General features: G+C 72.0%; 17 protein-coding genes. 11 read left to right on the top strand and 6 right to left on the bottom strand.

The window, feature by feature from the left end; translation table 11 throughout:
* Positions 1-104 precede the first annotated feature (104 nt).
* From AB0F04_RS05435 to AB0F04_RS05465, 7 genes are all read left to right on the top strand, one after another.
* Positions 105-1,556 carry a hypothetical protein gene (locus tag AB0F04_RS05435; protein WP_362038009.1) on the top strand — a complete coding sequence of 484 codons (1,452 nt, stop codon included), beginning with the start codon at positions 105-107 and terminating at the stop codon, positions 1,554-1,556.
* Positions 1,557-1,624: 68 nt separating this feature from the next.
* Positions 1,625-2,605: a glutamate ABC transporter substrate-binding protein gene (locus AB0F04_RS05440; protein ID WP_362038678.1), complete on the top strand. Its 981-nt coding sequence runs from the start codon at positions 1,625-1,627 to the stop codon at positions 2,603-2,605.
* Between the two features lie 68 nt (positions 2,606-2,673).
* Entirely contained in the window at positions 2,674-4,011 is a 1,338-nt protein-coding gene (locus tag AB0F04_RS05445) for a hypothetical protein (RefSeq protein ID WP_362038011.1), read from the top strand.
* Positions 4,012-4,028: 17 nt separating this feature from the next.
* Positions 4,029-6,584, top strand: coding sequence for a tetratricopeptide repeat protein (locus tag AB0F04_RS05450; protein ID WP_362038680.1), 2,556 nt, complete (start codon positions 4,029-4,031; stop codon positions 6,582-6,584).
* A gap of 3 nt (positions 6,585-6,587) precedes the next feature.
* Positions 6,588-7,997: a PP2C family serine/threonine-protein phosphatase gene (locus AB0F04_RS05455; protein ID WP_362038012.1), complete on the top strand. Its 1,410-nt coding sequence runs from the start codon at positions 6,588-6,590 to the stop codon at positions 7,995-7,997.
* A gap of 101 nt (positions 7,998-8,098) precedes the next feature.
* On the top strand, positions 8,099-9,445 hold the full coding sequence (locus tag AB0F04_RS05460) for a VWA domain-containing protein (protein ID WP_362038015.1): 1,347 nt from the start codon (positions 8,099-8,101) through the stop codon (positions 9,443-9,445).
* A gap of 32 nt (positions 9,446-9,477) precedes the next feature.
* Complete coding sequence (locus tag AB0F04_RS05465) at positions 9,478-10,881, top strand: FHA domain-containing protein (protein ID WP_362038018.1); 1,404 nt, start codon at positions 9,478-9,480, stop codon at positions 10,879-10,881.
* A 26-nt stretch (positions 10,882-10,907) separates the two neighbouring features.
* On the opposite strand, the gene AB0F04_RS05470 is transcribed toward AB0F04_RS05465, so the two are convergent.
* Positions 10,908-11,891 carry a methyltransferase domain-containing protein gene (locus AB0F04_RS05470; RefSeq protein WP_362038020.1) on the bottom strand — a complete coding sequence of 328 codons (984 nt, stop codon included), beginning with the start codon at positions 11,889-11,891 and terminating at the stop codon, positions 10,908-10,910.
* Positions 11,892-11,969: 78 nt separating this feature from the next.
* Between AB0F04_RS05470 and AB0F04_RS05475 the strand changes: the two genes are divergently transcribed.
* A complete protein-coding gene (locus AB0F04_RS05475) occupies positions 11,970-12,383 on the top strand; it encodes a globin (RefSeq protein ID WP_362038022.1) in 414 nt (137 codons plus the stop codon).
* Between the two features lie 67 nt (positions 12,384-12,450).
* Here the strand turns inward: AB0F04_RS05475 and AB0F04_RS05480 are convergent, their stop codons facing one another.
* From AB0F04_RS05480 to ettA, 3 genes are read right to left on the bottom strand one after another with little or no spacing between them, the layout of a single operon-like run.
* Positions 12,451-13,119, bottom strand: coding sequence for a hypothetical protein (locus AB0F04_RS05480; protein WP_362038024.1), 669 nt, complete (start codon positions 13,117-13,119; stop codon positions 12,451-12,453).
* Entirely contained in the window at positions 13,116-13,529 is a 414-nt protein-coding gene (locus AB0F04_RS05485; RefSeq protein ID WP_352099376.1) for a thioesterase family protein, read from the bottom strand. Before AB0F04_RS05485 ends, AB0F04_RS05480 begins: the two co-directional genes overlap by 4 nt.
* Positions 13,530-13,535: 6 nt before the next feature.
* Positions 13,536-15,200 carry an energy-dependent translational throttle protein EttA gene (ettA, locus tag AB0F04_RS05490; RefSeq protein WP_362038026.1) on the bottom strand — a complete coding sequence of 555 codons (1,665 nt, stop codon included), beginning with the start codon at positions 15,198-15,200 and terminating at the stop codon, positions 13,536-13,538.
* Between the two features lie 250 nt (positions 15,201-15,450).
* On the opposite strand from ettA, the gene AB0F04_RS05495 reads away from it, so the two are divergent.
* The 3 genes from AB0F04_RS05495 (at position 15,451) to AB0F04_RS05505 (ending at position 17,285) form a co-directional block, all read left to right on the top strand.
* Positions 15,451-15,990, top strand: coding sequence for an HAD domain-containing protein (locus AB0F04_RS05495; protein ID WP_362038028.1), 540 nt, complete (start codon positions 15,451-15,453; stop codon positions 15,988-15,990).
* 222 nt (positions 15,991-16,212) lie between these two features.
* Complete coding sequence (locus AB0F04_RS05500) at positions 16,213-16,677, top strand: N-acetyltransferase (protein WP_362038031.1); 465 nt, start codon at positions 16,213-16,215, stop codon at positions 16,675-16,677.
* Positions 16,678-16,883: 206 nt separating this feature from the next.
* On the top strand, positions 16,884-17,285 hold the full coding sequence (locus AB0F04_RS05505; RefSeq protein ID WP_362038033.1) for a DUF4234 domain-containing protein: 402 nt from the start codon (positions 16,884-16,886) through the stop codon (positions 17,283-17,285).
* A gap of 116 nt (positions 17,286-17,401) precedes the next feature.
* Here AB0F04_RS05505 and AB0F04_RS05510 read toward each other — a convergent pair whose 3' ends face one another.
* Positions 17,402-18,811 carry a Cys-Gln thioester bond-forming surface protein gene (locus AB0F04_RS05510; protein WP_362038035.1) on the bottom strand — a complete coding sequence of 470 codons (1,410 nt, stop codon included), beginning with the start codon at positions 18,809-18,811 and terminating at the stop codon, positions 17,402-17,404.
* 275 nt (positions 18,812-19,086) lie between these two features.
* Positions 19,087-19,569, bottom strand: a complete 483-nt coding sequence (locus AB0F04_RS05515) for a single-stranded DNA-binding protein (protein WP_362038037.1) — start codon at positions 19,567-19,569, stop codon at positions 19,087-19,089.
* Positions 19,570-19,842 lie beyond the last annotated feature (273 nt).

Genomic DNA, 19,842 nt, shown 5'->3' on the forward strand with positions numbered 1-19,842 from the left:
CGGTGCGCCACGCTGCGATCCGATCAAGATCAGGGCAAGGCCGGTGCGGATGTCAGTCCCGGCAGCGATACTTGCGGCGACGGATGACCACGGGGGAGGTCACAGTGACGCACACGCCGAAGAGCAGCCCGCCACCACCAGGCCCGGCCCTGCCCGTCCTGCCGGCGGTCCCGGCACAGGCAGCGCCCCCCGCCCGACCCGCGGGAAACGCTCCCGCGCTTCCGAGCCCCCCGACCGGCCCCCGCCGCACCGCCTTCGCCGAGGGCCTCGACCAACTCCGCTCCGCCGCCACCACCGAGCCCGGCCGCCTGCGCATCATCGGCGCCCTGCTGGCCCTCCTCGTCATCGCCTTCGGCGCCGTCACCGCCTGGCAGATGACCGACCGCGCGGCCGCCGCCGACGACGTCCTCACCCGCAGCCAGCCCCTCAGCTCGGACGCCGCCGACATCTACCGCTCCCTCGCCGACGCCAACACCGCCGCATCCAGCGGCTTCCTCGCCGGCGGCCAGGAGTCGGCCGCCACCCGCGACCGCTACGAGCGCGACATCCGCACCGCCGCGGAGAAACTCGTCAACGCCGCCGCGAACGCCGAACCGGACTCGCCGTCCACGGCCACGATCGCCGAACTCAACCGACTCCTCCCGGAATACAAGGGCCTGGTGGAGCGCGCCCGCACCTACAACCGGCAGGGCTTCCCCGTCGGCGGCGCCTACCTCCGCTACGCCAACGAGAAGATGCAGGAGCAGATGCTCCCGGCGGCCGAGGACCTGTACAAGAAGGAGAACCAGCGCCTCGGCGCGGACTACGCCGCGGCCACGCCCTACCCCTGGGCCGCCATCGCCCTCGGCCTCGCCGCCCTGGCCGCCCTCGCCTGGGCCCAGCACCGCAACTACCAGCGCACGAACAGGGTCCTGAACCACGGCCTGGTGGCCGCCACCGCCACGGCGACGGTCGTCCTGCTGTGGCTGGTCGTCGGCCACACCGTGGCCCGCGCGGGCCTGAACGACTCCTTCGACCACGGCGTCCGCTCCCTGAACGTGCTGCACGACGCGCGCATCGCCTCCCTGAAGGCCCGGGGCAACGAGAACCTGACCCTGGTGGCCCGCGGCGCGGAGACGAAGAAGGTCGGCGAGAAGACGTACGACGCCTACGACTACGACTTCGGCGAGGACATCAAGGCCCTCGCCACCCACCTGGCGGCAGCCGAGAAGCTCGCCGACGACACCTCGGGCGAGCGCCCCGTCAGCGCCGCCATGGGCAACATGCAGGTGTGGAAGAAGCGCCACGCCGCGGCCCGTCAGCAGGACGAGTACGGCAACTACGAGCAGGCGCTGAAGCGGGTCATCGGCGACAAGGACGCGACCGGCGAGTGCTTCGACAGCGTCGACGAGAACCTGCGCACGGCACTCGCGCACGAGGAGACGGAGTTCAAGCGCGCGGCGGGCGACGGCCGCGACGCGCTGACGGGCATGCCGGCCGGTGTCGCCGTACTGGCGGTGCTGGGCGCCGTGGGCGCGGTCCTGGGCATCGGCCGCAGGCTGTCGGAGTACCGGTGAACGGGCCGGGCGGGAAGGGAGGAACGACCGTGCGAGACACGCTCAAGGGCTGGGGCGGGGTGACCGCGATGGCAGCCGTCTGCGCCCTGGTGGCGCTGGTGGCCCTCTGCCTGCCGTTCACCACGAACGCGACGCCGGCCCCGAACGCCACCGCGACCACCTGGACCGCCGAGACCAGGGCGGAAAAGGACTGCAAGGACCCCGAGAAGCAGACCCTCTCCCCCTCCTCCGCCGACGGCGACACCATCCGGAAGATCAAGGACCGCGAGGGCGGGAAGCGCAAACTGATCGTGGGCGTCGACCAGAACAGCTTCCGGTGGGGCTACCGCGACCCCAACAGCGGCAAGTCCGCGGAGCTCGAGGGCTTCGACATCGACCTGGTCCACCGCATCGCCGAGGACATCCTCGGCGACCCGGACGCCGTCCAGTTCAAGGCGATCCCCACCGACCAGCGCATCCCGGCGATCCAGGGCGAGCGCGTGGACATGGTCGTCCGCACGATGACGATCGCATGCGACCGCATCGACGACGTGGCGTTCTCCGCGCCCTACTTCAAGACGGGCCAGCAGGTCCTGGCCCCGAAGGCCTCGCCCGTCAAGGGCTACGACAAGACGCTCGCGGGCCGCAGGATCTGCACGGCGTCCGGCTCCACGGCCCACTCCAGGCTGCAGGCGGACAAGGACGCCCGCGAGCTGCCCGCCGACACCGACATATCCACCACCGTCCCGAACCAACTCGACTGTCTGGTCCGGCTCCAGCTCGGTGAGGTCGACGCCGTCGTCACCGACGGCGCGCTCGCGGCGAGCCAGGCGGCACAGGATCCGACGGTCCAGCTCAAGGGCGACGCCTTCACTACCGATTACTACGGCGTGGCGATGAAGAGGGACGCGGACGATCTGGTACGCCGGGTCAACCAGATCCTGGTCGACTACCGCAAGGACACCGCGAACGGCTGGCAGGCGTCCTACAACCGATGGCTGTCGGCCACCATGGGCAAGGATGCGAAGAAGTCGGAACCACCGGCACCGCAATACCTCCGCACGAGCTGATGACCGGCACGCAGCCGGACCACGACCGAGAACGCCCCGACGGGCACGACCGCAGCGAGAGGTGATCGATGGGCGCCACGGGACCCACCGGGCCGGTGATGGACCGGGACGAGGTGGACCGTGCGCTGGCGCGGCTCGACGCGGAGCACGAGGCGATCGAGACCTCGCTCCTCGCCCTGCAGGACCACGCGGGCCGCAGACTCCTGGAGGGCGCCGCGCTCACCGGCGTCACCCAGGAGCGCTGGACGTCCACGGAGGCGTCGATCACGCTGCTGTGGACCTACTTCGACGCGTACACCGACGCGCTGCGCTCCGCCCGGGACATCCGGGCCCGCCGCCGCTGGTCCAGCCGCGAGGACCTGGTGGAGCTGACGGAGCTCCTGAACGGCGACTCGGTCACCGTCGCGGGCAGCGCCACGGCGACGGCCAACGCCCCGACCCTGCACGCCGGTCCGACCAAGCTGAGCGAACGCCACTCGCTGCGCACCCTCGTCGACCGGATGAACGAGCTGTACGCGGCGAGTCTGGACATGGTGGTCGCCGCGGACGCGGTCTGGTCGGCGCTGCCGGCCCGGATAGACCTGCTCGCGGCCGAACTCCAGCGCACCCGCCGGCTCGCCCATTCGGTCGGCGTGCGCCCCGGTGAGCACCCGGCCGGTGACGACCTGGAGCGCATCACACGGGTCCTGACCAGGCTGCGCGAGGGGGTGGTCTCGGACCCGCTGGCGTTCTGGCTGGCCGCGGAGGGCAGTTCGGCGCCGGGCGGCGGCAGACCGGACACGACGGTGTACGACCGCGAGGCCCGCGCCCTTGAGGACGTACGCCGTGAGATCGACGCCGTGCTGACGGTCCGCCAGGACGCCGAGAAGCGGATCGTGCGGCTGCGGGACATCCTCAGCCGCGCGGACCGCACGCTCGCCGAGGCGCGCACGGCACGCGGTGAGGTCCTCGCGAAGATCGCGGCGACGGAGGTGCCGGTGGTCAGCGGACCGCCGACCGTGCTGCAGGAGCAGCTGGCGGCGGCGGCCGAGTACCGCAGGCAGGCACAGTGGCACCGGCTGTCCCCGCTGCTGGAATCGCTGGAGCAGAAGGCCGAGGACGAACTGCTGCGTGCCCGCGAGTCGTTGACGGCGGTCACCGCACCGCTGGCGGTCCGCGCCGAGCTGCGCGGCCGTCTCGACGCGTACAAGGCGAAGGTCGCCCGGCACGGCTTCGCCGAGGACACACTGCTGGTGGAGCGGTACGAGAAGGCGCGCCGCATGCTGTGGAGCGCCCCCTGCGACCTGCGGGCCGCGGAGCAGGCGGTGCTGCGCTTCCAGCACGCGGCGGCGGAACTGCTCGGCGGGGGCCCGCGGCTGCCGGAGCAGGGCGTGCCGGAGGACGACCGGAGGGGGCCGGGCGCATGAGCGACGAGGGGGAGTCCATGGGTCGGGCACCGCACGAGCCGGCCGGCGGGCCGCCACGCACCTGTCAGCGGCCGGGTTGCGAGGGCACGTACGAGGACGTCGGCGGCGGTGAACTGTACTGCGACACCTGTGGTCTGGCCCCGGTCGTCGCGGCTGGGAATTCCCCCTCCGGCGCAGGCACGGTCGGGTCGCCTCCCACCGGCGTCACCGCCGGGAGCAGGGGCGGGTCCGCCGGCAGCGGCAGTTCCCGCTCCAGCGGCCGCAGTTCGCGGACGTCGTCCCAGTCGTCGAAGTCCCGCCGCTCGGTGTCGGGGCGTCTGTCGCGGTCCCTCTCGGGCACGTCGACGGGCCGCTCGGTGTCGGTGCGCAGCTCCGGCTCCTCCACCGGTTCGGGGTCCCGGGGGCGGCTGGGCGCCGGGCTGGTGCAGGTGCCGCCGATCCCGCGGCCCGCCCCGCGCGAGATGGTCCTGGACAACCCCGAGGTTCCCGAGCGGAAGCGGTTCTGTTCGCGCTCCGACTGCGGCGCCCCAGTGGGCCGGGCACGCGGCGACCGGCCGGGCCGTACGGAGGGCTTCTGCACCAAGTGCGGGCATCCGTACTCGTTCGTGCCGAAGCTGAAGGCCCTGGACGTCGTGCACGGCCAGTACGAGGTGGTCGGCTGCCTGGCGCACGGCGGGCTCGGCTGGATCTACCTGGCCGTCGACCGGGCGGTGTCCGACCGTTGGGTGGTCCTGAAGGGCCTGCTCGACACGGGCGACCAGGACGCGATGGCCGCGGCGATCTCCGAGCGGCGCTTCCTCGCGGAGATCGAGCACGCCAACATCGTGCGGATCTACAACTTCGTGGAGCACCTGGACCAGCGCACGGGCTCCCTCGACGGCTACATCGTGATGGAGTACGTCGGCGGCAAGTCCCTCAAGGAGATCGCCAACGCCCGCCGCACCCCGCAGGGCAGGCGCGACCCCCTGCCGGTGGAGCAGGCCTGCGCGTACGGGATCGAGGCGCTGGAGGCGCTCGGGCACCTGCACAGCCGGAACCTGCTGTACTGCGACTTCAAGGTCGACAACGCCATCCAGACCGAGGACCAGCTCAAGCTGATCGACATGGGCGCCGTGCGCCGGATGGACGACGAGGAGTCGGCCATCTACGGCACGGTCGGCTACCAGGCCCCGGAGGTGGCCGAGGCGGGCCCGTCGGTGGCGAGCGACCTGTACACCGTCGCCCGCACCCTCGCGGTCATGACCTTCGACTTCCAGGGCTACACGAACGTCTACGCCGACTCCCTGCCCGACCCCGATCACATCGAGGTGTTCCGGCAGTACGAGTCGTTCTACCGGCTCCTGGTCCGTGCCACGGACCCCGACCCGGCTCGCCGGTTCGCCTCCGCGCAGGAGATGTCCGAGCAGCTGACGGGCGTGTTGCGGGAGGTCGTCTCCCTCCAGACGGGCCGCGCCCGCCCCGCCCTGTCCACGCTCTTCGGTCCGGAACTGCGGGTCACGGACACGGAGTTGTTCCCGAGGCTGGACGGCGAGGTGTCGCGCCTGGGGGCCCGGGCGCCGCGCACCCGGGCGCGTGGCGCGCCTCCCGCCGCGTTGCCCGATCCGCGGCGGCCCGGGCCCGCGCACAGCCTGGTGAAGCCCGTCGACGTCCCGGCCGCCGCCTTCGCCCTGCCCGTCCCGCGCGTCGACCCGACCGACCCCAACGCCGGTTTCCTGGCAGGTCTGATGAGCTCGGCGCCGGGCGAGCTGCTCGGCGCCCTGGCGGCCGCCCCGGCCCCGTCGATCGAGACACGGCTGCGGCAGATCCGGGCCTGGCTGGAGACCGGCGATCCGGCCGCGGCGCTGCAGGCGCTGGTCTCGCTGGAGGGTGAGCGGCCCGACGACTGGCGGGTCGTCTGGTACCGGGGCCTGGCCGCCCTGGTGACCGGCGACGACGAGGGCGCCGCCCTCGCCTTCGACGCGATCTACGACGCCTTCCCGGGCGAGATCGCGCCCAAGCTGGCGCTGGGCCTGTGCGCGGAGGTGCTGGGCCAGTCGGACAACGCCGCCGAGTACTACCGGCTGGTGTGGTCGACCGACCCGAGCCATGTGAGCGCCGCGTTCGGACTGGCCCGCGTCCAGCTGGCGACCGGGGAGCGGCACGGCGCCGTACGCACGCTGGAGTCGGTGCCGGAGTCGTCCATCCACTACACGGCGGCGCGGGTCGCGGCCGTCCGGGCGCGGCTGCGGCAGCGCTCGGCGACCGCGGCCGACGCGGCGTTCCCGGGGGATCTGACGGCGGCCGCCGCGCAGGTCGAGGCGCTGGAGGCGTACGGTCTGGATCCGGCGCGCCGGGAACAGTTGGCGGCCGAAGTCCTCGGTTGCGCGCTGGACTGGGTACTCTCCGGGGGCCAGGGTTCCGCCCCTCCCGCCGCCGGGGGACGGACGCTGCTCGGCAGCGGCCTGGACGAGCGGGGCCTGCGTTTCGGCCTGGAACGCTCGTACCGCACGCTGGCCCGGCTGGCGCGGGGCGGCGAGGAGAGGATCGACCTGGTGGAACGTGCCAATCGTTACCGCCCCCGGACGTGGGTGTAGTTGATGTCGCAGATGCCCCAGTTGTCCGCCTGCCCGAGTTGCGAGGAACCCCTCGAGTCGGGTGACCGTTTCTGCGGTGCGTGCGGATACGACCTGTCCGCCGTGCCGGAGCGGCCGCAGGACAACCCGACCATCGCCATGAACGGCTCGGTGCCCGCCCAGGGTGCCCCGGCCGCCGCGTATCCCGAGCCGCCGTCGGCGCCCCCCGCCGGCACGGCCTGGCCCGCGCCCGGTCCGGACGGCGCAGGCGCCCCGGACGCGGTGCACCTGCCGTCGGACCTCCCGGGCACGGACTCGGGCGGCTCCGCCCTGCCGCCGGAGACACCCCCGCCGCCGGGCGCCCCGCCCACCGCGGGCGTGCGGTTCGACCGGCCGCAGCAGTCCGACGGAGCTGCCGCGTCGCCGGAGATCTACCAGACACAGCCCGACGAGTACCTCCTCCAGGCACCGGACCCACGGGCGTCCGCCGAGCCGGCGGCCCGGGCCGCGGGCACCGGCGGCAAGGTCTGCGTCGCCTGCCGGGCCGGCCGCGTGGACGACGACGGCTACTGCGAGAACTGCGGCCACGCCCAGCCGCGCGAACGGGACCACATGGAGCAGGAGTCCGGCCCGGTGGCCGCGGTCAGCGACCGCGGTCTGCGCCACCACCGCAACGAGGACGCGTTCGCCATCGGCACCACCGCGCTGCCCGACGGCTCCCCCGCCTCCGTCGCGATCGTCTGCGACGGTGTCTCCTCGGCGACCCGCCCCGACGACGCCTCCGCGGCGGCGTCCAGGGCGGCGGGCGAGACGCTGCTGGCGGCCCTGCCGCGTGGCACCCACCCGCAGCAGGCGATGCACGACGCGATCCTCGCCGCCTCGCGCGCCGTCAACTCGCTCGCCGCGGAGCCCGCCACGGCGCTGGAGCAGGCCCCGCACCAGAACGCCCCCGCCTGCACGATCGTCGGCGCCGTGGTGACGTCCGGCCTGCTGATCGTCGGCTGGGTCGGCGACAGCCGCGCCTACTGGGTCCCGGTCGACCGCGGCGCTCCCCCCGCCCGGCTCACCGAGGACGACTCCTGGGCCGCCCAGATGGTCGCCGCGGGCCTGATGAACGAGGCCGAGGCCTACGCCGACGACCGCGCCCACGCGATCACCGGCTGGCTCGGCGCGGACGCCTACGAACTGGAACCGCACACCGCCGCGTTCAAGCCGGACCGGCCCGGCGTGGTGGTCGTCTGCACGGACGGCCTGTGGAACTACGCGGAGGCGGCCGAGGACATGGCCCGGGTCGTCCCGCTCGACGCGGCCACGCATCCGCTGCACAGCGCCCGGGTGCTGCTCGGCCACGCCCTCGACGGCGGGGGCCACGACAACGTAACAGTGGCGCTCGTGCCGTTCCCGGCCGCGCCCCAGGGGGCAGGATCGGCCTGAGGCCACGTACGGGGAAGCGCCTCGGCGGACCGGAGGGGACCGGTCCGCCTACCGTCATCACCCCGCCGCGGCGGGGGCTTTGGAGGGGGATCGAAGCAGGCATGGCCAATTTCTCGAAATCGAACGTGCCCCAGTTCTCGGTGGACGTCTACCAGAACGAGTACCTGCCGGAGGGCGCCGGCGAGGTCAACGCCATCGTCACGGTGACGGCGACCGGCGGCGGCACGATCGGCAGCGCGGTCGCGGCGCCCCACCTCTACTCGCCCGGCCAGGGCCCGTCCGCGGCCGTGGCGATCATGGTCGACTGCTCGGGTTCGATGGACTACCCGCCGACCAAGATGCGCAACGCCCGCGACGCCACGGCCGCCGCGATCGACACCCTGCGCGACGGCGTGCACTTCGCGGTGATCGGCGGGACGCACGTGGCGAAGGAGGTCTACCCGGGCGGCGGGCGGGTCGCGGTCGCCGACGCCACCACCCGCGCGCAGGCCAAGCAGGCGCTGCGCTCGCTGAGCGCGGGCGGCGGCACGGCCATCGGCACCTGGCTGAAACTGGCCGACCGCCTGCTGTCCTCCGCGGACGTAGCGATCCGGCACGGCATCCTGCTCACCGACGGCCGCAACGAGCACGAGTCGCCCCAGGACCTGAAGGCCGCGCTCGACGCGTGCGCCGGGCGCTTCACGTGCGACGCCCGGGGCGTGGGCACCGACTGGGAAGTGAAAGAAGTCACAGGGATCGCCTCCGCCCTGCTCGGGACCGCCGACATCGTCGCCGATCCGGCCGGGCTCGCCGCGGACTTCACGCGGATGATGGAGACGGCGATGGGCAAGGAGGTCGCGGACGTCTCCCTGCGGCTGTGGACTCCCGTCAACACGAGCGTGAAGTTCGTCAAGCAGGTCGCGCCGACGGTCGAGGACCTGACCGGCCGGCGCACCGAGACGGGCCCGCGCGCGGGCGACTACCCCCTCGGTTCCTGGGGAGACGAGTCGCGTGACTACCACGTCTGCATCGAGGTCCCGGTCGCGGACATCGGGCAGGAGATGCTGGCCGGCCGGATCTCACTGGTGATTCCGCAGCCCGACGGCAGCGTCCAGAACCTCGGCGCGCAGGGTCTCGTGCGGGCCGTGTGGACGGACGACATGGCCGCCTCGACGTCGATCAACCCGCAGGTCGCCCACTACACCGGGCAGGCCGAACTGGCACAGGTCATCCAGCAAGGGCTGGATCTTCGCAAGTCCGGAGATATGGATGGCGCGACGGCCAAACTGGGCAGGGCCGTTCAGCTCGCGAGTGCCTCCGGTAACGCCGATACTGCGAAACTGCTTGCGAAGGTGGTGGACGTGGTCGATGCCGCGACCGGTACTGTGCGACTGAAGGCGAAGGTCGCGGAGGCTGACGAGATGACGCTCGAAACCCGTTCCACCAAGACCGTTCGCGTCAAGAAGTGACCTAGAAGAGATCGAAGGAGGGACGCGCCGACATGCCGACCTGCCCGAACGGACACCAGTCGGGTTCCGACGACTGGTGCGAGGTCTGCGGTCACCGCATGGCGGGTGCCGTGCCTCCGCCTCCTCCCCCGCCGCCCCCGCCCGGCGGCTACGGCTTCCCGCCCCCCGCCGGCCAGGGCGGCCCGCAGGGCCCCGGCGGCCAGCCCGGTGGACGCCCGCCGCACCTGTCCGCCGTACCGAACGCCGAGCCCGAGCTCTGCCCGCAGTGCCGCACGCCCCGTGAGGGCGGCGCGCCGTTCTGCGAGGAGTGCCGGTGGAACTTCCTGACGAACACGGCGACGTCGTACACCCCCGCGGCCCCGCCGCCCGGCCCGGGCGTGCGTTTCCAGCCGCCGGGCCAGCAGGGCGGCCCGCCCCCCGGCCCCTCGTACGGCGGTGACGCCTTCGACTACCAGGGCTCCCGCCCATCGCAGATCAACCGCCCGGCCGAGCCGATCCCGCCGTTCGGCGGCGACCCGTCCGGCCGCCCCGGCCCGGGTGGCCCCGGTGGCCCCGGCGGCCCTCAGGGCGGTGGCTACGGCTACCCGCAGCCCGGCGGCGCCCCGACCTCGCCCGGTCCCGGCGGTCCTGGCGGCCCGGGTGGCTTCGGCGGTCCTCCCGGCCCGGGTGGTCCCGGCGGCCCGGGTGGTCCCGGCGGGCCCGGCGGCTTCGGTGCCGACCCCTCGCGGCCGGTCCCGCCCCCGCCCGGACCCGGCGGTCCCGGTGGTCCCGGCGGTGCTCCGCAGGCGTTCCACCAGTCCGGCCCGCCGGCCCCGCCCGGATTCCCGCAGGAGACCCGGCGGCCTCCGCAGCAGGGCGGTCCGTCCTTCGGCGGCGGTGACGACGACTGGGTGATCTCCCCGCCGACGTCCGGTCCGGGCGGCCAGGGCGGCCCCGGTCAGGGCGGCTACGGCTACCCGCAGCCCGGCGCGACCCAGGCGCCGCCCGGCCCCGGCGGTTTCCCGCAGCAGCCCCAGGCGCCGCAGGGACCCGCGACGTGGACCGCGACCATCGGCCCGGACCGCGACTACTTCATGGCGATGATGCAGCGCTCCGGCCCCGAGGCCGCGGGCCTGAACCTGCCCGCGTACTCGCCCGAGCAGCAGCGCACGCTCACCGGCAACCAGCTCACGATCGGCCGCCGCCGGCACTCCACCGGTGACACCCCCGACATCGACCTGTCGACGCCGCCGGAGGACCCGGGCGTCTCGCACCAGCACGCGGTGCTGGTCCAGCAGCCGGACGGCAGCTGGGCGGTCGTCGACCAGAACTCGACGAACGGCACGACGGTCAACGGCTCGGAGGAACCGATCCAGCCTTTCGTCCCCGTTCCGCTCCAGGACGGCGACCGGGTGCACGTGGGCGCCTGGACGACGATCACGATCCGCCGCGGCTGAGGCCGTCCGGGATGCACTGAGATCGTTCACGACGGGAGGGGCCAGGCGTACGGCCCCTCCGGGTCGTCCAGCCAGGCCCACTCCGTCTCCTCGCCGACGGTGATGCCGTAGCGCTCGCGCTGCGGCCTGCCCTCCTGCTCCCACAGCGCGTGGGCCTCCTGCGGGTCCAGGCTGCCCCGGGTGAGGGCCAGCAGGAACCGGAACAGGTCGTCCTCCCGGGCCCGGTGCGGCACCCCGCCCAGCTGGACCGGATCGCCCCCGGGCCGGCCGGCGCCGCGCAGCGGCACGAAGTAGGCGGGCGTGTGCAGGAAGCGTCCCTCGGCGCGCCCCGCGCCGGTCACCGTGAGCAGGATCAGGCCCGTGGCGAGCGGCATGAGGATCCGGCCGCCGGGGCGGCTCTGCGCCACCCAGGCGCGCGGGACGCCGCCCAGGGCGCACGTGGCGATGATCCGGTCGAACGGCGCGCGCTCGGGCACGCCCCGGGCACCGTCACCGGTGACGACGGCCGGGTGGTACCCGGCGGCCGCCAGGTGCCGGCGGGCCGACTCGGTGATCTCCGGGTCGAGGTCGACGGTGGTGACCTTGTCGTCGCCCAGCCGGTGGGCCAGCAGCGCGGCGTTGTAGCCGGTGCCGGCGCCGATCTCCAGGACCGTGTGACCGTCCTCGACGCGCAGCGCGGTCAGCATGTCGGCCATCAGGGACGGCTGGCTGCTGGAGGACAGCAGTTCACCGTCGCGCAGCCGGGTGGCCAGCGGGGTGTCCTCGTAGGCGCCGCGCAGCCACCGCTCCCGCGCCCCGGGGTCGGCGCTCTCGCCCCAGCGGCGTTCGTAGCCGCCGGCGACACCGACGTAGTAGTACGGCACGAAGAGGTGCCGCGGGACCGCCTCGAAGGCCTCCCGCCAGCCCGGGTCGGCGGCCCAGGCCCCGCTCGCCTCGATCCGCCGCACCAGCCCCGCCCGCGCGACGGCGGCGAGAGAGTCGATGTCCCTGCCGGGTGCGTGCCCGCCCATGTCTCCACAGTAGGGGCAGGGGCCCGGCGGGAAGGGCAGGTCCTAGGTCTTGAGTCCTATGCCGGGGCGTCTGAGACCATGGATCGCGTGAATGAGATTCGGCGCGGCACGCTTCAGGAGCAGACCTTCTACGAGCAGGTCGGCGGGGAGGAGACCTTCCGTCGGCTCGTCCACCGTTTCTACGAGGGAGTCGCCGGGGACCCGCTGCTGCGGCCGATGTACCCCGAGGAGGATCTGGGCCCGGCCGAGGAGCGCCTCGCGCTGTTCCTCATCCAGTACTGGGGCGGCCCCACGACGTACAGCGACAACCGCGGCCACCCCCGGCTGCGGATGCGGCACGCGCCCTTCGCGGTCGACCGGGCGGCGCACGACGCGTGGCTGAAGCACATGCGGGTCGCCGTCGAGGAACTCGGCCTGTCCGAGGAGCACGAGCACACGTTGTGGAACTACCTGACGTACGCGGCGGCCTCGATGGTCAACACCGCGGGCTGACGCCCCCGCCGCGTTCCGGGAACGCCCCGGGGGCTGCTCAGCTGACGCCGACGAGTCCCCGGGGTGCTCAGCGGACGCTGACGTCCAGCGCCCCGAGCCCGGCACGTCGTACGGCGACGGACCCGTACGGCGTGCGCAGCCGCAGCCACGCGCCCGAGGAGAACAGCGCCGGCGGCCCACCGGGCCGCAGGAAACCGAGGGACTGCGCCGCGTGCACGGCCCGGACGGGGAGCGGGGTGTCCCCGACCGTACGGGACCAGACGTCCCGGCCGATCCGGTCCAGCTCGGCCCGCGTCCGCCCCTCGGGGGGCAACGCCTGGGTACGCGAGCGGAACTCGGCGACCACTGACCCCACGAGCTCGCGCAGCGCCTCCGGCGCCGGCAGCCCCGGCTCGGCCCGCCAGTCGCCACGGGGCGGCAGCACACCCGCCCACGGCGGCCCGGTCACGGCGCCCGGCACGACGGCCGTGCCGGCCTTCTCGTCCACCGACTCCAGGAACTCACCGGCGGACACGGTCATGTCCAGCGTGACGTCGAGACCCCTCTCGTACGGCTTCACCAGCCGCACCGCCCGCACGGCGAGCACCTCGAAGGACGGCGGCCGCCCGAAGACGGCCAGTGCGGTTCCGGCGGCCTGCAGACGCACGGCGGCCCCACGGTCGTAGTGGAGCAGCCGGGAGAGGAAGGCGGCGAGATCCGCCGCCTCCCCCTCGTCGGCGAGGTGGAGCACCGTCATGCGGCGACGGCCTCCTCCTCGGCGTCGTCCATGTACTCGCGGAGGAACTCCCGCTCCTCCGCGGTGATCCGGCGCGGGCGCTGGGCCTCGAAGTCGAACGGCACGATCACCGTCGAGGCCCGCACGTAGACCTGGTCGCCGTCCTTCACCTCGTAGGTGAGGGTGAAGGACGCGGCCCTGATCTCGGTGACCCACAGCTCGATGTCCACCGGGTGGTGCCGGTGCACGAGCTGCCGCTTGTAGTCGATCTCATGGCGTGCCACCACGGACCCCTGCTTGAAGTCCTTCTCCGGGCGGAACAGGAAGTCGATACGGGCTTCCTCCAGGTAGCGGAGGAACACCACGTTGTTGACGTGGCCGTACGCGTCCATGTCCGCCCAGCGCAGCGGGCAGCGGTAGATGTGCCGCAAGACCGATCAGCCCCGGGTCAGCTTCTTGTAGGTGGCACGGTGCGGACGGGCGGCGTCCGGACCGAGCCGCTCGATCTTGTTCTTCTCGTACGACTCGAAGTTGCCCTCGAACCAGAACCACTTGGACTCGCCCTCGTAGGCGAGGATGTGCGTGGCCACGCGGTCCAGGAACCACCGGTCGTGGGAGACGACGACGGCGCAGCCGGGGAACTCCAGCAGCGCGTTCTCCAGGCTGGAGAGGGTCTCGACGTCGAGGTCGTTGGTCGGCTCGTCGAGGAGCAGCAGGTTGCCGCCCTGCTTCAGGGTGAGCGCGAGGTTCAGGCGGTTGCGCTCACCGCCGGAGAGCACGCCGGCCGGCTTCTGCTGGTCCGGGCCCTTGAACCCGAAGGCCGAGACGTAGGCGCGCGACGGCATCTCGACCTGGCCCACGTTGATGTAGTCCAGCTCGTCGGAGACGACGGCCCACAGGGTCTTCTTGGCGTCGATGTTCTCGCGGCTCTGGTCGACGTAGGAGATCTTGACGGTGTCGCCGACCTTGATGGCGCCGGAGTCGGGCTGCTCGATGCCCTGGATCATCTTGAACAGGGTGGTCTTGCCGGCGCCGTTCGGGCCGATGATCCCGACGATGCCGTTGCGCGGCAGCGTGAAGCTGAGATCGTCGATGAGCAGCTTCTCGCCGAAGCCCTTGGTGAGGTTGCTGACCTCGACGACGACGTTGCCCAGGCGCGGGCCCGGCGGGATCTGGATCTCCTCGAAGTCCAGCTTCCGCATCTTGTCGGCCTCGGCGGCCATCTCCTCGTAGCGGGCCAGACGCGCCTTGGACTTGGCCTGACGCCCCTTGGCGTTGGACCGCACCCACTCGAGCTCTTCCTTGAGCCGCTTCTGCCGCTTGGCGTCCTTCTGGCCCTCGACCTTGAGGCGGGCGGCCTTGGTCTCCAGGTACTTGGAGTAGTTGCCCTCGTAGGGGTAGAGGCGACCGCGGTCGACCTCGCAGATCCACTGGGCGACGTTGTCGAGGAAGTACCGGTCGTGGGTGACCGCGACGACGGTGCCCGGGTACTTGGCGAGGTGCTGCTCCAGCCAGTTCACCGACTCGGCGTCGAGGTGGTTGGTGGGCTCGTCGAGCAGCAGCAGGTCGGGCTGCTCCAGCAGCAGCTTGCACAGTGCGACGCGGCGGCGCTCACCACCGGAGAGGTTGGTGACGGGCCAGTCGCCGGGCGGGCAGCCCAGGGCGTCCATGGCCTGCTCGAGCTGGGCGTCGAGGTCCCACGCGTTGGCGTGGTCGAGGTCCTCCTGGAGCTTGCCCATCTCGTTCATGAGCTCGTCGGTGTAGTCGGTCGCCATCTGCTCGGCGATCTCGTTGAACCGGTCGAGCTTGCCCTTGATCCCGGCGACACCCTCCTGGACGTTCTCCAGGACGGTCTTGTCCTCGGTCAGTGGGGGCTCCTGGAGCAGGATGCCGACCGTGTAACCGGGCGTGAGGAAGGCGTCACCGTTGGACGGCTGCTCGAGGCCGGCCATGATCTTCAGGATCGTCGACTTGCCGGCGCCGTTCGGGCCGACGACGCCGATCTTCGCTCCCGGGAGGAAGCTCGTCGTCACGTCGTCGAGGATCACCTTGTCGCCGTGCGCTTTGCGCGCCTTGCGCATGGTGTAAATGAACTCAGCCAAGAGAAACCGTCCGGCAGCTTGAAACTGGCAGTGGGCAGATACACCCCATCTTGCCGTACCGCCAGCCCTGGGTGGAAACGCGTATGCGTGGGGCGCTGTGACCTGGGGGTTCGCGGTGGGCGGCTTGGACTCGCCTGTCACTGTTGGTCACCGTTGGCCGGCTCTGGGCGCCCTCGCACGGCCCGGAGACGGCCCGGAGGACCCAGCCGGAGAGTGCCCCTCCCCCCTCACCCTGAGCTACGGTGCGGCCGTGACCAGCACACCGGAAGGCCCGCTCCTCTTCCTTGACGTCGATGGCCCGTTGATCCCTTTCGGGTCGCCGACCGGTCAGCTGGAGGCCACTGCCGCCGCCTCGACGACTGCCGATCAGGGGAACCCGCTGCTGGCCCGACTCGACCCCGGTATCGGGGCGCGTCTCATGGCTCTGGGCTGCCAGCTCGTATGGGCGACGACCTGGATGGAGGAGGCGAACGAGGTGATAGCCCCGCGTCTCGGCCTGCCGAGGCTGCCCGTGGTGGAGTGGCCAGACGCCGGCACAGAGAGAGGCCCGCGAGGTCTGCACTGGAAGACTCGCCCTCTTGTCGAGTGGGCCGATGGCCAGCCCTTCATCTGGGTCGACGACGAGATCAGCGACATGGACCACGTCTGGGTCGACGCCAGCCACCCCGGGCCGTCATTGCTGTACCGGGTCGATTCGACCAAGGGCCTCCAAGACGCCGACTTCTACGCGCTCGCCGAATGGCTTCATGGCGCCGCGCCGCAGTCCGATGCGGCAGCCAGGGTTTCTTGATGACGCGATCTCAGTACTGGTGGATGAAACATGAGGCCCGAGCCTGCAAGACGTGGACGCACCGTAGCGCCGCCACAGCCCGCCCACGCCAAAGCCTGTGCCTACCCGCAGGCAAGGTCACGACAGTCCCCACCCAGCTCGGTGCAGCTGCGCCTACGGCTATCGGTGCCGCCTCCCTGTTATCAGCGAGAGGCCGGTGAGGGCCCGGGGTAACCTCCCGCGGTGACCTCACCTGACCAGCCCCTCGTGGCTCCCGGTTTCGCCGTACCGCACCCGCCTGCCACCGACCGCTTCCGCCTGGAGCCCCTCGGCCCTCAGCACAACGCTGCCGACCACGCCGCCTGGACCTCCAGCATCGCCCACATTCGAGCCAATCCCGACTTCGCCGGCCGCTCCTGGCCGCCTCCGGAGGGCATGTCCCTGGAAGCCAACCTCGACGACCTGCGCCGGCACGCGGAGGACTTCGACCGGCGGGTCGGCTTCACCTACACCGTCCTGTCGGTCCCTGGGGATGACGTCATCGGCTGCGTCTACATATACGGCTCACGCCAGGACACCGGTGTCACCGACGTCCGCTCCTGGGTCCGCGCGGACCATGCTTCCCTCGATGCCGAGCTCCACCGCGTCGTCAGCGACTGGCTGGCCCGCGAGTGGCCCTTCGAGCGTGTGACGTACGCGCCTCGCTGATCGGCGATCCGTGCCATCACGTCGGGAAGGTGGCACGCGGGTCCGCCCAAGCCTGGGTCCCGGTACGGCGCAGGCGGGCCTGACCTGCGGTTTCAACGGGGCGCCGGGAGTCCTCCTGTCACCGCCGCTCGACGGGGGCCGCCGTGGACCTCACCACGCGCACCCGGCACCTGATCGTGATGCACTGGACCTATGGGAGGTGCGCCATGTCCGGTCGCGCTGGCAAGACCCGCAACATCTTTCTCGTCTGGCTGATCTGGCCGCTGATCACACTGGGGATCTACCACCTGGTCTGGTACTACAAGATCAACCGCGAGGCCAAGGACTTCGATCGGCGGATCGAGGTCGATCCGGTCGTGTCGGTCGTGGCTCTCACTCTCGGCTGGCTGCTGATCGTTCCCCCCTTCATCTCGGTCTACAACACCGGTGTGCGCATAGCCCGCATGCAGCGCTCCGCCGGGATGGAGCAGCAGTGCAACCCTTGGATCGGCCTCATCCTCTTCATCGTGGCCGGCCTGTATCCGCTTTACTACCAGCACGAGTTGAACCAGATCTGGGCTCACTACCAGGCCCCGGCGGAGGGCGAGCAGGTACCTCTCGCGGCCTGACGTGCCCAGTACGTGCCCGGTACGCCCCCAGCTCCAGCCCTGGCGCGGCGACGGCGGTCAGCGGCCGCCCGGCGCGGTGACGAGGGTCAGGCACCTCCGGGCGGCGTTCGCCCGGGTCACTCCCCCGACGTCGACTCCCTGCGTCGCAGGACGATCAGCGTCGCCCCGCCGATCACGACGAAGCCGATGGCCGAGCCCGCGATCAGGGGTGTGATGGCCGAGCCGCCCGTCTCGGCGAGGTTGGTGTCCGCGGCCGCGCCGCCCACCGCCGCCGGGACGGGTTCGCTCAGGGTCTGGGTGGTCGTGCCGCTGTCGCTGCCACGCGTCTGGCAGTCCAGCATGCCGGTGAAGCGCTTCTCGAGACCGCCGGGGCCGTGGATCGTGAAGTCGTAGGCCTGGTCCTCCTGGAGCGGGACCGTCACCGTGCGGGACTCGCCCGCGGCGATGGTGTGCTGCAGTCCGGCCAGTTCGAAGGTGAACGGCTCGTCGCCCTTGTTGGACGCGATGATGTCGACGCCGCCCTCGGCGCAGTTCTTCGCCGCCGACAGCGCCGGGGCCGGGCCCTGCTTCGCCCACGTCGCCCCGGCCGTCGCGGACACCGTCGACTCGCTGGAACCGGCCAGGATCTGCGTCTGGCTGCGGCTCTCGGAGGCGAAGGCCCGGCCGACCGGCACGGTCGTCGAGGCGTGCACGGTCAGTTCCGACGTGCCCGCCGTCGCGTCCTCGGGCACCTCGACGTACACCTGCCCGCCGTCGGACGTGGAGGTGACGGCCTTGCCCTGCTTGTCGACGACCCGCACTCCGCTCGTGGCGGCGTCGGCGGGCGGGGTGACCGTCGCACTGCCGGCGTTGGTGCGCACCGTCACCGGTCCGAGCAGCTCACCCGGCCGGCCTGAGACCGCGGACGGTTCGAGGGTGAGCGAGGCGCGGGGCTCGGGCAGGTTGCGGGCGCTCTTCTCCAGATAGTCCGCGAGCTGCTCGGCCTGCGGATCAAGGGCGTCGACGGCGACGTCGTCCGAGTAACGCCAGATCGCCACCTGCGTGCCGGCCGCCGCGTCCTGCTCGGTCAGCGCGCCCCGCACGCCCGCCTTGCGCGCCAGCGTCGCGAGGTCGTTCACCTGCGGGTAGGAGTTCTGCAGGATCCAACGGATCTTGCCGGCGTCCTGGTTGGCCCCCAGGGACGTGCCGCTCCAGGGCGTCTCGTGGTACTTGGCGTCCCGCTGCGTGGGGTTGTGCAGATCGACGCAGTACGTCTGCAGCATGCCGCCGCCGTCGACGGACATCTCGAAAAGGCCCGCCGAGATCTCCTGGTCACCGGTGCCGGCGTGTATCACCGCCGCGCCGAACGTCTTGAGGCCGCCTATCGTCGCGGCCGCCCCGCCCTGACTCTGCGTCGTATCGTCGGCGGCCGCCCGGCCGGCACCGGCCAGCCCGCCCGCGGCGACAAGGCCGGACACCACCGTGGCGGTGGCGAGGCGGGCCGCGCCTCGCCTGCGTACGAACAGCTCAGAGAACGAAGCAAACACCAAATTCCCCTTCGAGCAGGACCTGTTGACGTGGGGGGACGGTCCCACCTGCAGAATCAGAAGCCTCACCGGACACAAAAGTCCCGAGAGCCACGTCCGGCATCCTAGGGACGCGGGAGACCTCGCCCGCCGGTCAGGCGGTCGGACGAGTGATCCGACTTGAAATCGTTATCGCCAACGCCCGCGGTGAGCAGGGCTTATCGACAAATCACCCCTGGTCGATCGGCGCGCACTCGCCGATAAGCCGCAGTCCGGGCGGGTCTCACCGCTTGACGTTATGTCAGAACAGCTTCAGGCACCGCCGGTTGTGAGCGCGTGGCCGTCGTCGCCTCCGAACCCTCCGGTGGGGTCTCCCAGTTGGGCTCGGGCTGTGGCGCCTGAGAGGGGGCGGCGATCTCCGCTTTGCTCGCGCGCCTGAAGGCCGCCGTGCCCCACGCCAGATCGTGACCGATCGCCACCGCGTCGATGTCCGCCGATGTCCAGCTCTGCCCCTCGCGGACGTCCGTCCGCACCTTCAGCCTGCCCTGCACGATCACGGGCTCACCGACCGTCAACGAGGCCGCCGTGTTCGTGGCCAGCTGGCGGTTGGCCCACACCGTGAAGAAGTTGGTGTGCCCGTCGGTCCACGTGTTCTTCTCGCGGTCCCAGTAACGCGCGGTCACCGCCAGCCGGAACCTCGCCGACGGGCCGGACGCCATCTCCCGGTACACCGGCTGGGTCGCCACCCTGCCCACCGCGCAGACCATGGTCTCGTTCATCGCGAATCCTCCCTCGCCCGGATCACGGCTACGCACCGGGCCGACACGCGTACGGGCCCGTCCCGTACGGCTGCGTCTGCCAGACTGCCGCCGCCGGGCCGGGCCCGCTGAGCGCTGTGGACCACCGCCGGCCTGTGGACAACGCCGCCACTCACAGGGGTGACGGCAGATGGGCGCGCGCCGCTCGAGGATGGACGGCGATATGGACGCACGCACAGCCGTCCCTTCCCACCTCCTCCCGGGAGCCAGACCAACAAGAGCCTCACGGTCTGG

Source organism: Streptomyces sp. NPDC029041 (genome assembly GCF_040637515.1).
Taxonomy (GTDB): domain Bacteria; phylum Actinomycetota; class Actinomycetes; order Streptomycetales; family Streptomycetaceae; genus Streptomyces.

What these genes read in the sequence shown, in the direction of transcription:
- AB0F04_RS05470 (WP_362038020.1), bottom strand. Translation starts at nt 11,891, where the DNA reads ATGGGCGGGCACGCACCCGGCAGGGACATCGACTCTCTCGCCGCCGTC.
- AB0F04_RS05480 (WP_362038024.1), bottom strand. Translation starts at nt 13,119, where the DNA reads ATGACGGTGCTCCACCTCGCCGACGAGGGGGAGGCGGCGGATCTCGCC.
- AB0F04_RS05465 (WP_362038018.1), top strand. Translation starts at nt 9,478, where the DNA reads ATGCCGACCTGCCCGAACGGACACCAGTCGGGTTCCGACGACTGGTGC.
- AB0F04_RS05450 (WP_362038680.1), top strand. Translation starts at nt 4,029, where the DNA reads ATGGGTCGGGCACCGCACGAGCCGGCCGGCGGGCCGCCACGCACCTGT.
- AB0F04_RS05460 (WP_362038015.1), top strand. Translation starts at nt 8,099, where the DNA reads ATGGCCAATTTCTCGAAATCGAACGTGCCCCAGTTCTCGGTGGACGTC.
- AB0F04_RS05455 (WP_362038012.1), top strand. Translation starts at nt 6,588, where the DNA reads ATGTCGCAGATGCCCCAGTTGTCCGCCTGCCCGAGTTGCGAGGAACCC.
- AB0F04_RS05440 (WP_362038678.1), top strand. Translation starts at nt 1,625, where the DNA reads ATGGCAGCCGTCTGCGCCCTGGTGGCGCTGGTGGCCCTCTGCCTGCCG.
- AB0F04_RS05445 (WP_362038011.1), top strand. Translation starts at nt 2,674, where the DNA reads ATGGGCGCCACGGGACCCACCGGGCCGGTGATGGACCGGGACGAGGTG.
- AB0F04_RS05515 (WP_362038037.1), bottom strand. Translation starts at nt 19,569, where the DNA reads ATGAACGAGACCATGGTCTGCGCGGTGGGCAGGGTGGCGACCCAGCCG.
- AB0F04_RS05505 (WP_362038033.1), top strand. Translation starts at nt 16,884, where the DNA reads ATGTCCGGTCGCGCTGGCAAGACCCGCAACATCTTTCTCGTCTGGCTG.
- AB0F04_RS05475 (WP_362038022.1), top strand. Translation starts at nt 11,970, where the DNA reads ATGGATCGCGTGAATGAGATTCGGCGCGGCACGCTTCAGGAGCAGACC.